At 49.2% G+C, this 12,262-nt stretch carries 8 protein-coding genes; 3 read left to right on the forward strand and 5 right to left on the reverse strand.

What is annotated here, in order from left to right; translation table 11 throughout:
- The first annotated feature begins 33 nt into the window (after positions 1 to 33).
- Both J5I83_RS13650 and J5I83_RS13655 read left to right on the forward strand, forming a co-directional pair.
- The gene (locus J5I83_RS13650) at positions 34 to 1,275 is read left to right on the forward strand and encodes an efflux RND transporter periplasmic adaptor subunit (protein WP_304057076.1); all 1,242 of its coding nucleotides are present in this window, start codon (positions 34 to 36) and stop codon (positions 1,273 to 1,275) included.
- Entirely contained in the window at positions 1,272 to 4,463 is a 3,192-nt protein-coding gene (locus J5I83_RS13655; protein WP_304057078.1) for a multidrug efflux RND transporter permease subunit, read from the forward strand. The genes J5I83_RS13650 and J5I83_RS13655 overlap by 4 nt, the downstream gene beginning before the upstream one ends.
- A gap of 97 nt (positions 4,464 to 4,560) precedes the next feature.
- On the opposite strand, the gene J5I83_RS13660 is transcribed toward J5I83_RS13655, so the two are convergent.
- Genes J5I83_RS13660 through J5I83_RS13675 form a run of 4 tightly spaced genes read right to left on the reverse strand, consistent with a single transcriptional unit; the run spans position 4,561 to position 8,782 of the window.
- Positions 4,561 to 5,760 (reverse strand): ABC transporter permease, encoded by a 1,200-nt coding sequence (locus J5I83_RS13660; protein ID WP_304057081.1) that lies wholly within the window; start codon positions 5,758 to 5,760, stop codon positions 4,561 to 4,563.
- On the reverse strand, positions 5,761 to 6,963 hold the full coding sequence (locus J5I83_RS13665; RefSeq protein WP_304057083.1) for an ABC transporter permease: 1,203 nt from the start codon (positions 6,961 to 6,963) through the stop codon (positions 5,761 to 5,763).
- Complete coding sequence (locus J5I83_RS13670) at positions 6,960 to 7,631, reverse strand: ABC transporter ATP-binding protein (protein WP_304057086.1); 672 nt, start codon at positions 7,629 to 7,631, stop codon at positions 6,960 to 6,962. Before J5I83_RS13670 ends, J5I83_RS13665 begins: the two co-directional genes overlap by 4 nt.
- The gene (locus J5I83_RS13675) at positions 7,628 to 8,782 is read right to left on the reverse strand and encodes an efflux RND transporter periplasmic adaptor subunit (RefSeq protein WP_304057089.1); all 1,155 of its coding nucleotides are present in this window, start codon (positions 8,780 to 8,782) and stop codon (positions 7,628 to 7,630) included. Before J5I83_RS13675 ends, J5I83_RS13670 begins: the two co-directional genes overlap by 4 nt.
- A gap of 348 nt (positions 8,783 to 9,130) precedes the next feature.
- Here J5I83_RS13675 and J5I83_RS13680 point away from each other — a divergent pair, with 348 nt between their 5' ends.
- Positions 9,131 to 10,804, forward strand: a complete 1,674-nt coding sequence (locus J5I83_RS13680) for a DNA mismatch repair protein MutS (protein WP_304057091.1) — start codon at positions 9,131 to 9,133, stop codon at positions 10,802 to 10,804.
- A gap of 38 nt (positions 10,805 to 10,842) precedes the next feature.
- Here J5I83_RS13680 and J5I83_RS13685 read toward each other — a convergent pair whose 3' ends face one another.
- The gene (locus J5I83_RS13685; RefSeq protein WP_304057094.1) at positions 10,843 to 12,108 is read right to left on the reverse strand and encodes an NAD(P)/FAD-dependent oxidoreductase; all 1,266 of its coding nucleotides are present in this window, start codon (positions 12,106 to 12,108) and stop codon (positions 10,843 to 10,845) included.
- Positions 12,109 to 12,262: the final 154 nt, after the last annotated feature.

The following is a 12,262-nucleotide window of genomic DNA, read 5'->3' on the forward strand; positions in this document are numbered from 1 at the left end:
GTCTTCTTTTCAGCATAATTAAGAGTCAAGTTTATGGACCAAACGATTCAATGGCTAACCGCATTAACCACACGAGTTGAGCATACCGTGGCAGGCGTGAGTATCGGGTTATTCCTGGTCCTGCTTGCTGGTTGCGCCGAGAAAACGCCTACTAACTCATCGCCGCCTGTTCCTCAAGTGGGAGTCATTACGGTCACTGCCCGGGCGGTTGAAGATGAAGCGGAATTTATCGGACAGACTGAAGCTTTCCGCCCGGTGGAGATCCGATCGCAGGTCAGTGGCATTATCAAACAAGTTTATTTTACTGAGGGCCGGAATGTAAAAAAAGGAGACCGGCTATACTTGATTGATCCTGTGCCATTTAAAGCCATTTACCTTAGCAGCAAAGCCAAAGTGGCCGAAGCTCAGGCGCGCTTGACCCAGGCAAAGCAGGATTTGGCGCGTGTGAAACCATTGCTGGAGAAACAGGCTGTCAGCAAGAAAAATGTTGATGATGCTGAAGCTGAAGTGCTGGCAGCCAGAGCTGCACTGGAGGCAGCACAAAATGATCTGGTAAAAGCAAAATTTGATCTGGACAATACCCTGATCTCCGCACCGGTAAATGGCCGTATCGGCCGTAGCCATTTCTATGAAGGACGGTTAATTTCTGCCCAGACTACCCTGTTGGCGACTATTGATCAGCTCGATCCCATGTATGTCAATGTCAGCGTTCCTGAAAGCTATCTGCTGCGCCGCCGTCGCGAGCTTGCTGAACTTAAAGTGCAAAGGCCGGATCTTTTTCAATTACGCGGGGTGATGACTTTTTCGGATGGAAGCGTATATCCAGAGGAAGGAGTACTGGATTTTGCGGATGTTGCCTTGCGGCCGGAAACAGGCACACTGCAGGGACGATTCACGTTTCCTAATCCGGAAGGGGGAAAAGAGCCTGGACAGTCTTATTTTTACCCTGGCCAGTTCGTCAAAATTCGCATCAAGGGCTATATCCGGACCGACGCTATCCTCATACCTCAGCGTGCTGTGCAGCAAGGAACGAGTGGCTCATTTGTTTATGTGATTGATGAGGAGGAGAAAGCAGAACTGCGGCCGATTTATGCCAGCGCCTGGCATAATCATGAATGGTTGATCGAATCAGGGTTGCACGTAGGAGAACGGGTAGTGGTAGATGGATTTCATCGAATTCTGCCGGGAACACGTGTAAATATTATTCAATATCAGCAGGAAAAAACTTCATTCCTTATTCATGCGGAAGAATTAATTGCGCATAACGTGCCATGAACTCACATTTTTTCATTGACCGGCCTATTTTTGCGTCGGTGTTATCGATCATCATTGTTGTATTGGGTCTGGTTGCTTTGCAGGCGCTGCCCGTTGCGCAGTTTCCGCAAATTACTCCTCCTATGGTGCAAATCGATGCAGATTATCCCGGTGCCAGTGCTGAAGTCGTTGCAGAAGCGGTCGCACGCCCGATTGAGGTGCAGTTGCCTGGTATCGATAATCTGCTGTATTACGAATCGACCAGCACGAATGATGGCCACATGACAATGAAGCTCACGTTCGAGATCGGAACAGATATTGATATTGCTCAGGTGCAGACGCAGAACCGGCAGCGCCTAGCCGAGCCACAGTTGCCTGATGAAGTCATTCGTCAGGGAGTCACCGTGAAAAAGACTTCGCCTGATTTGTTAGCGGTCATTGCCTTGAGCTCCACCGATCCCAAGCATGACACTGTTTATCTCTCGAATTATGCATTGCTGCGAATTCTCGATAACGTTAAGCGGTTGCCTGGAGTTGGTGATGCCACTATTTTTGGTGGTCAGAATTATTCCATGCGGTTAATTCTCGATCCTATCCGTATGGCACAACTCAATCTCACGCCAAGTGAAATTGCGGCTGTCGTGCGCGAGCAAAACCGGGATTTCCCCGCCGGCAGGATCGGGCGGGAGCCTATGCCGCAAGGAACTGAACTTACTATTCCGGTCATTACCCGCGGCCGGATGAGCGAGGTTAAGGAATTTGAGGATATGATTGTTCGTGCTTATCCGGATGGCTCGATGGTGCGGTTGCGGGATGTCGCACGGGTGGAACTGGGGGCGCAATCCTATGATCTTCAAGGGCGCTGGAACGGTAAGCCTAATACTTTTCTATTGACTTTTCTTTCCCCCGGGGCTAATGCACTCGATACTGTTGAACGGATACGCACAGAAATGGATAGGCTGGCCAAAAGCTTTCCTGCCGGGGTCTCGCATGATATTCCCTATGATACGACCGTATTTATTGATGTTTCCATCAAGGAAGTCGTGAAGACCCTCGTTGAAGCAACACTGTTGGTCATTCTGGTCGTTTTTCTTTTTCTGCAAAGCTGGCGAGCGACGATCATTCCCACAGTCGCCGTTCCCATTTCGCTGATCGGAACATTGGCTGGTATGGCGGCTCTGGGTTTTTCCATTAATACGCTTACCTTGTTCGGTATGGTTCTGGCCATTGGTATCGTAGTGGATGATGCGATCGTAGTGGTGGAAAATGTTGAGCGACATATGAGCCAGAATGGATTATCACCCAAGGATGCAGCCAAGAAAGCAATGGAGGAGGTCACCGGTCCTCTGATTGCGATTGTGCTGGTGCTGACTGCTGTATTTGTGCCAGCTGCCTTTTTGGGAGGGATTACTGGCGAATTGTACAAACAATTTGCCATTACCATTGCGTTGTCTGTCGCTATTTCCGGGCTCGTGGCATTGACTCTTAGTCCTGCTTTGTGTGCCCTGGTTCTCAAGCCGAGCCATGGTTCCCCTAACCGGTTCTGGGAATTATTTAATCGATCGTTTGATTGGATGCAAACACGCTATACAGGAACAGTCGGTATTCTGCTTAAGCGCTCGGTGATAGCCATGGCAATCTTCCTGGTTTTGATCATTGTTATCCTTGGTCTGTTTAGGGTTACCCCGGGAAGTTTTCTGCCAGAAGAAGATCAGGGGTACTTTATTACTGTTGTCCAGTTGCCAGATGGTGCTTCTCTAGGGCGAACAACCGAGGTGCTGAGCAAGATCGAAAGCTACTTTCAATCAATTCCGGCAGTTCATTCAACCGATACGCTGGCTGGCCAGAATTTTGTGTTCGGTACCCGGGGAACCAATCAGGCAACGATGTTTATTCCATTAAATCATTGGGATACCCGCGAAAGTGAGCATGCGCAGGTTCCCGGTCTGATTGAGGCGGCTTTTCAGGAATTTGCCAAAATTCCTGAAGCCTTGATTCTGGCGTTTAATGCACCTTCGATCAGCGGGCTCGGTTCTACCGGTGGGTTCTCAGTTCAACTGCAAGATCCGAGCGGAGGTGATTTTGCCGAATTCGCGGCGGTTGCTCAGGAATTTGTGAGTAAGGTCATGGAACATCCAGCAATTGCGGTAGCGAACACCAATTTCCGTATAAGCGCGCCCAGGCTTTATGCACAGGTCGACCGGGAGCGGGCCAAAGCACTAGGTGTGCCTATTTCTGAAGTCTTCGATACCATGCAGGCTTATTTTGGCAATCTGTATATCAACGATTTTGTGAAATTTGGTCGTATCTACCGGGTGCAAACCGAAGCATTGCCAGAATACCGCTCCAATCCGGATGATATCAGCAAGATTTATGTGCGTGCCCAGAACGGTGGCACATCCACCATGATTCCGCTGGATTCCGTCGTGACCACCGAGTTTAACAGCGGACCTGACCCGGTTACTCATTTTAATGGTTTCAATTCAGCGCTGGTGCTGGGGAGCGCCGCCCCAGGCTATAGCTCAGGACAGGCGTTGGATGCACTGGAGCAAGTAGCAAATGAAATATTGACTCCAAAAGGGTATACGCTCGATTGGAGCGGGATATCCTTCCAGGAACGCAAGGCTGGCGGGCAATCCGTATTGGTATTTTTCTTTGCATTACTCATGGTGTTTTTGGTATTGGCTGCTTTATATGAAAGCTGGTCTATCCCATTTGCGGTCATTCTGGCAATTCCGTTCGGTATTCTGGGAGCGTTGCTGGCCATCTGGTCGCGTGATCTCAGCAATGATATTTATTTCCAAATCGGATTAGTCACCTTGATTGGACTGGCCGCTAAAAATGCGATTCTAATCGTGGAGTTTGCTAGTCAGCGCTATGCAGCTGGTTTGGCGCTGGAAAAAGCTGCACTGGAAGCGGCACGTCTTCGCTTCCGGCCTATTATCATGACTTCCATGGCTTTTATTCTCGGGGTGTTCCCGTTGGTGATTGCTTCCGGCGCGGGTGCAGCGAGCCGGCATTCGATCGGCACGGGCGTATTTGGCGGCATGTTGGCCGCTACATTTCTAGCAATATTTTTTGTGCCGCTATTTTTTGTGCTGATTGGAAAACTCAAACGGCCTCCTGAACAGCCAGTAGCTGAAATAGCGCCTGAAATCAAGCAAGTTGAAACCGATGATTCTTTTTCCGCAAAAGAAAAATCGGAGTAATGCGTTGTCAAGCGGGTAATGCAATAAAAATAATAGAACTTATTGAGAACGTCATTTCACTTCCTGTGGGCTCATTTCCACTTATGAATAATAGTGCCTACTCCGTCCGCAATGCATCAATCGGATTAAGCCGCGCGGCCTGCATGGCGGGAGCGACACCTGCCGCCAGGCCGATTAATACGGAGACGCCCAATGCGGCCATGACAAAGTCCCAAGGGATGCTGACGGGTAAATCGCTTGCCACGATTTTGAGCAATGAGGCCAGTAGCACTCCAATCGCGAGTCCGGCTAATCCACCCAGCGTCGAGAGTACTGTGGATTCCAGCAAAAACAGCAGGCGGATACGGGCGCGAGTAGCCCCTAGTGCATTGAGCAGGCCAATTTCTGCCACGCGCTCAGTGACGGAAATATGCATCAGCGTTACCATGCCGACGGCGCCGACCAGGAGCGAGATGCCACCCAGGGCGGCAACAGCAAAGGTGAGAACATTCAGGACGGTGGAGAGGGTGCTGAGCATTTGTTGCTGCGGGGTCATTGTAAAATCCTCACGTCCGTGTCGTTCGATCAGAATGCGTCGCACATCATCTGTGACGGCTTGCAAAGGTGCATCTGGCGGGTAGATTATCTGGATTTCCATCAGACCTTCACGATTGAAAACTTCCAGTGCACGGGCAGTAGGAATAAACACCGTGTCGTCCAGATCAAATCCCAGTATTTGCCCTTTAGGCGCCATGACACCAACGATGCGGAAGCGCGAGCCGCCTACCTGTAGAATCGCACCAAGCGGATTAGTGCTACCAAATAGCTCGCTGTGTGCTTTGGCGCCAAGCACGACAAATGCGCGTGGATTGCGGGGATCATCCGCAGGCAAGGGCTGGCCAATCGCCACGTTCATATTGAATGCTTTGTCAAAATCGGGACCATAGCCGTAGACTGTGACACGCCGGCTACGGCCTTCCGCACGGATTTCAGCATTGCCCATCACACTTGCGTTGACGTACTGGGCATAACGCGAGTGTTTCAAAGCCAGTGAATCTTCAATCGTCAGGATACGCGCGCTGCCAATGGAGCCGACTGTTCTACCATGCGTTTTGATTTTCCCGGGGGTGACAATCAGGATGTTGGTACCAAATTGGGTGAATTCAGCTAGTACGAAACGTTGAATGCCTTCTCCAATCGAAGTGAGCAGGATGACAGCCGCAATGCCGATGGCAATGCCTGATGCAGACAACAATGTGCGAAGCCGGTGGGCAGACAACGCATCGAGGGCAAAATGGAATGTATCGAAGATATTCATTTATTTACCACTCAGTGCCTTGACAGGGTCTAGCTGCGCTGCACGCGCGGCAGGCAACAAACCGGCAATGATGCCGGTTGCCAGCGCAACGACAATACCGGCCAGACTGGCCCAGACAGGCGGCCAGGCGGGCAGTTGTGGATAGGCCAGGCGTATCAGTAAGCTACCCAAATGGCCCAAGATAAAACCGAAGATGGCGCCAGTGAGGGATAACCAGGCAGCTTCAGTGAGAAATAAGCGGCGAATATCACTTGCAGGAGCACCAATTGCTTTGAGTAAGCCGATTTCAGCCGTACGCTGACTGACTGCCACCAGCATCACATTCATTACCAGAACACCGGCTACCGCCAGACTGATTGCTGCAATGCCGGCCACGCCCAGCGTCAGTGCCCGCAAAATACGGTCGAAAGTGGATAAGACGGCATCCTGAGTTATCACAGTAGTATCATCTTCGCCATCGTGACGTTGAATCAATGTTTCACGAATGGCTTGTTTGGCAGATGAAATATCATTCCGGTTTCTGACTTCGAGCAGGATGCGAAAGAGCGAGGTGGTATCGAATAGTGCTTGGGCATGATTAATCGGAATAATGACAATCTCATCCGAATTGTACCCCAGTGTTTCTCCCTGTCTGGCAAGCACGCCTGAGACCATGAAGCGTCGGTCGGCCAGCCTGACCCGCTGGCCGACGGCATTGCCATCAGGGAAAAACTCTTCAGCTAATTTTGCTCCCAGGACGATTTGCGCACTAAATTCTGATCCAGTTGCAAGAAAGCTGCCTTGAGCCAATTGCATATGACGGATAGGCAAGAAGTTCGCAGTGCTGCCGAGCACCGTCACCTCCCGCAAGCGGCTGGCGCCAGCAAGTTCCGCAGCGCCTACATTGAGGGGAGCATAGCGCCGGATTTGGGGGAGCTGACCGAGCCAGCGTGCATCTTCCAGCGTCAGATCACGTGGTGTCTGCCCCATGGTTGCTCCTGGGAAATTCCCAGCTGTTTCAGCACGGCCAGGTAAAACGATAATCAGATTGGTGCCGATGGAAGAGAATTCATGAACTACATAACGACGCGCGCCATCGCCCAGTGCGGTCAGAATGACAACTGCGGCCACACCCAGCGCCATCGCCAGGATGATAAGAAAGGAGCGGGTAGGGTAGCTTGTGATCGTCTTGAACGAAAATTGCAAGGTGTCCCGTAGCTTCATTGTTCATCTGCCACGATCTGACCATCGCGCATGGCGATACGGCGGTGGGCGCGTGACCCCAGTTCGCGATCATGTGTCACCACAATGAGCGTGGTGCCAGCATGATGCAAATCTTCCAGCAGCGCCATCACTTCTGAACCAATGCGATGATCGAGATTACCGGTAGGCTCATCCGCCAGCAGTGCGGTGGGGCGCAGGATAGTCGCGCGTGCAATCGCTACCCGCTGGCGCTGGCCACCAGATAATTCAGCCGGCCGATGCTGCGCACGTTCGCTCAAATCAAAGGCATGTAGCGCTTCTTCTACTTGTGCTTTGCGTTCAGCAGGGGAAATGCCTGTCAGAATTAATGGTAGTTCGATATTTTCTGCTGCAGTAAGACGAGGCACCAGATGAAAGGATTGAAAGACAAAGCCAATTTTTTCGCGGCGCACCTGTGCCTGTTCGGTTTCGGTTAAATCAGTGACATCTCTGCCGTCGAGTTGATAGCGCCCGCTGTCCGGCTTGTCGAGTAGCCCCATTATATTGAGCAGGGTAGATTTGCCCGAGCCGGAAGGGCCCATGATGGATACGTATTCACCTGAGGAAATTTCCAGATCAATGTGATCAAGCGCATGAATTTCCTGATCACCCATATGAAAAATGCGGGTAATAGCTGAAAATTGAATCATGACTGAGTTGTTTTCGGTACGACAATTACACCGGCAGCAATATCCTCATCATCAAAGGACATCAATACCTGATCCCCTTCTTTCAAACCGCTGATGACTTCCGTGAATGCCCAGTTAGCCAGTCCTGTTTCCAGCGTACGCTCCTCCAGGTGGTCGCCCTGACCCAATACCAGCACCTTACTCTGCTGGCGGATAGCTTGCGTTGGAATACGCAAGACATGTTCATGCCGGTCAATGATCACTTCAACATCAGCACTGTAACCAACTAACAAAGCGTAGTTTGAACTTTCTGTAAAATTGACCTCAACATCTACCGTCCGTGCTTGTTTTTCAATTTCTGTGACATATGGCGCAATACGGCGCACTGTACCGGCAAAGGTCTGACCAGGCAGCGCATCCAGCGTGATGCGCGCTTCCTGTCCGATTATTATTTTAGGGGCATCCACTTCGTCCATGGGTGCGCTGACATACAAGCAGGCGTCATCGATCAAATCAATCGCAGGGGGGGTAGGAATACCCGGCGGGGAGGGCATCGTGTATTCACCCAATTCACCTGTGACTTGAGCAATGATGCCAGCAAATGGTGCGTATAGTATAGTGCGATCCAGGTTGGCTTGCGTGACTTCGATTTGTGCCTGTGCACGCTTGGCTTCTGCTGCTGCCGCTGCACAGCTTGCCTGACGGGCTTGGGCATTGGCATCGGCGTCTTCGGCCCGTTGTGGACTGACAAATCCCTGCGTAACGAGTTTCTGCGTACGAATTGATTCACGTTGCGCATTTTCAGCCATGATGCAAGCTTCGCGTTGCCGGCTTTTGGCGGTCGCCAATTGTTGTCTGGCAAGTTCATGTTGCGCTACCAGATCGGCATTCCATAGCTCTAGCAAAATTTCCCCTTGCTTGACACGATCGCCTTCATCCACTGGTAGTTTGACGATTTGCCCTCCAACAGCAGGGGCTAGTTTGGCGCGTCGGCAAGCCTTGACCGTGCCTGCACGCGTATTGACGATAGTGGCTTCCACTGTGCCGCGCGAAATCGTGGCAAGCTCAACTTCCGGGGGTGGTTTGCGTGTTAAGTACCAGCCTGCGTAAGCCAACAGTGTGGCTATAAAGAAGACAATAAGTAAACGGGGCAATTTTTTTGTTATTTGCATGATAGGAATGCCTGAGCCGATTTTTTGATAGCTCAAGAGGCAACTGTACTCAAAATGTCGTTATCAATGTTTATAAGGTAAAGTAATCATTGATCGCTCGGAGATCGCTTTGCTCGATTATGCCATGCATGTGCGGCATAGATGCGTCAGATTCCAAGAATTAATTTTATTCCGGTGATACCATTTTTATGCTTGGTTTATGGTCTAGTGGATGCTGACGGGGTGTTGATCAGTTTTTTTGGTGAGCTATCAAGTTCAAATCTAACCGTATCTTGAAAGAAAATCAGATAAAGTTAGGAGCATGTAAGTTATTACGAAAGTTTATTTTGTCAAAATCGGGGAAAAAACATGAATGATGCAACAGAATCGAATTCCATTCCCATTTGGCGTGAGCCGTTTATTTTATCGACTGGCAAACAGCCTGCAGGCATACGGGGTACGCAGCCGACTGAATCTGATTACGGCGCGCTGAATAGCAGGACATTTAATGCCATAGAAGCTGATGCTTTATTTGACGAAATCAATCGGGCGCAAGCCCAGATTGGGCAATCTGTGCTTTATCGCTCACTGGCTAGACCTACTCATGACACACAATTGTTACAAAAAAAACAGGAGGCATTACGTGAATTAGCTTCCAACCCCGAACTGTTCGCTGCTCTTGATGCTTTCATCAAAAGATTGGTGTCGGGGGAAGAATCACTTTACTATCTCCTCTATGGAGAATTTGCAGGCGGCTTCACCACGGATAATCCAAAAAGTAAAACAGGAAAACTTGAATTTGGCGGTTATGGTTATCATCAGTTTATTGAAGGTACTGAATTCGCTGTTAATCTGGTTGAAGAGGCTAGTTTACTGCCGCCCGTGCAAAGCACTTATTTAAAAGAATTGATTCAGGCCATTCGTGATTTTGGCGATTCACGAACCTATGCTTTGATGTATGGCCCCATCTATGTTATTGATGGCAAGTTCAAAACTAAGGAAGAGAAGCCGCGTCACTTGCCCATTCCCCGCTTTCGACCGTCTGTCTTCAAATGGTTGCCAACGCTGATTTTTCTATCCATCGTAAGTGGTTTGCTTTATTTCTTCCAGAACATGCTGGTCGAGTTGGGCGCCACCTATATCGGTTATGGTATCTTGATACTGACAGTACCGATTATTCCCATCATTATGCAGACAGTTAGTTCTTCTGATCGGAATGAGGTGATTTACCCCTTGCAAAAGCTTTTCCGGCAAAGCCCTGATCTGGCTAAAGCGCTGGAAGCATTTGGCATGATCGACGAATTGCTGTCTTGGCGTCGCTATGCGCAATCTGCCGGTGAAGAAATGGCATTGCCTGAAATCGTTACGGCCGGGCAACATGTGCTTACCGTTACGAAGGCAAAAAATCCATTGCTTGCCAGAGCACAACCAGACTATGTACCCAACGATATTAAGTTGGATGCGGCTAACCGTCTGCTGATTATTACCGGTCCGAATAGTGGTGGAAAAACGGCCTATTGCAAAACAATCGTGCAGATTCAGTTATTGGGACAGATGGGAGGCTATATTCCAGCAGTTGCCGCGCGACTGGCGCCGGCTGACCATATTTTTTATCAGGTACCGGAGCCAGGACGCCTGGAGGAGGGGATGGGGCGCTTTGCGCATGAACTGAAGCAAACTCGTGAGATTTTTTTCAATTCGACTTCACTGAGTCTGGTTGTCCTCGATGAGTTAGCGGAGGGAACCACCTTTGAAGAAAAAATGACGCTTTCCGAGTATGTGCTCAAGGGTTTTCATAAGCTTGGCGCAACAACGATACTGGTTACCCATAACCACGAGCTGTGCGAGCGTTTACAAAACGAGGGTATAGGCAGTTATCTGCAAGTCGAGTTTCTGCCAGCAGGTCCAACTCATCGATTAATCTCAGGAATATCACGTGAGAGTCACGCCGATCGCGTGGCGAGTGCTATTGGTTTCAGCAAGGAGGATGTGGAAAAGCATCTTGCAGCGCTGCAGGAAAATCCTGACAACTCGCATAAATAATCAAAGGGATTCAACAGCTAAGGAATTTATTCACTTACCTATTGCAGTATTTGCTTCAGCTTTTTTAAGTATGGTCGGTAGTGTACCTCAATAGAATGGCGTGGGTGCGGGATAAATTGCTGTGCCGTATGTGTGCCTTCAAGGTATGCCTGCTCGCGCCAATTAGGCGGAAGTTGTATTTTATTAGTAATCAGGTGAGCTGCCAGCTTTGCTTGGACTTCGGCAAGCGGCCATATGCAGCCTTGTGGCTGAATCAATCCGATAAAAACCAGGCGGGAATGCTCCGGATGAAACATTCGCAGATAGAGTGGGATAGTGGTTGCATTTTCCCAGTTAATGAAAGTTGGCTCAAAAAAAGAAAAGTTAATTTTATAGCCGGTGGCAGCTATGATCACGTCGTATCGGGTAGAAGAACCATCTGCAAAAAATACAGCTTGGCCTAAGACTTGTTTAATCCCTGTACGTGGATGTACTTTCCCATGTCGAATTTTGTCGAGTAATTCAGAGTTGATGGTGGGATGTGCTTGGGTTGGTGAGAAATTTGGTTCGGGTAATTGATAATCACGGTAACGGCCAATTTGTATGCGAAGAGCGATTTTCTGGAACCAGTCTTGGACATTTTGTGGTAACCATTGAAGCGACGCAGCAAAAGAATCGGTTGGCTTTCCCATAAAGAACTTAGGAATAATATACTGCGGTGAACGGAGACTGATATCCACACGCGCAGCCACTCGACTGGCTTCAACAGCACAGTCGCAGCCAGAATTTCCTGCGCCAACTACCAATACCTGCTTGCCTTCCAACTCGCGATTAGATTTGTAATCATGAGCATGTAGATATTGTCCTGTAAAATCATCTTTCCAGGAAGGGTGGCGCGCTACTGAGTGATGACCATTTGCGACGAGCAGGTAATCAGCATCGATTTGACTGCCATCATTCAGGTATAGTCGCCAGCCCTCTTTTCTGATTTCTTCGGTATGCAGTACGGCAGTATTAAACCGAATATATTTTTCCAGATTAAAATGCTTGGCATAGGCCTGGAAATACGCAAGTACCTGCTGGTGGCTTGGATAGTCAGGGTAATCATCAGGCATTGGGAAATCGCTGAATTGCGATATCGATTTACTGGAAATGATATGTGTCGTTTCACAAATACTGCTATGACTCTTATTGGCCGCAAATATCCAATTTCCACCAATCTGGTCATTTTTCTCAAAGCAGATAATATCTTTCAGGCCAATTTCAACTAAATTCTTTATGGCAGTAAGGCCAGAGCAACCTGCGCCAATTATTGCAATTCTCATAACAATTGAATGCACATATATAATTAATTAACCTGTGGAATTTCGCAGCACTGTAGGAATATTAAAAAGAATACTGTACATGATCATCTATAAACGCTCCCCCTTCGCCTTACTGGAGCGCCAGCAGATCTGGTTGAAGATGACAAACATTTAT

The sequence above is a fragment of the Nitrosomonas communis genome (assembly GCF_024102715.1).
Classification (GTDB): domain Bacteria; phylum Pseudomonadota; class Gammaproteobacteria; order Burkholderiales; family Nitrosomonadaceae; genus Nitrosomonas; species Nitrosomonas communis_B.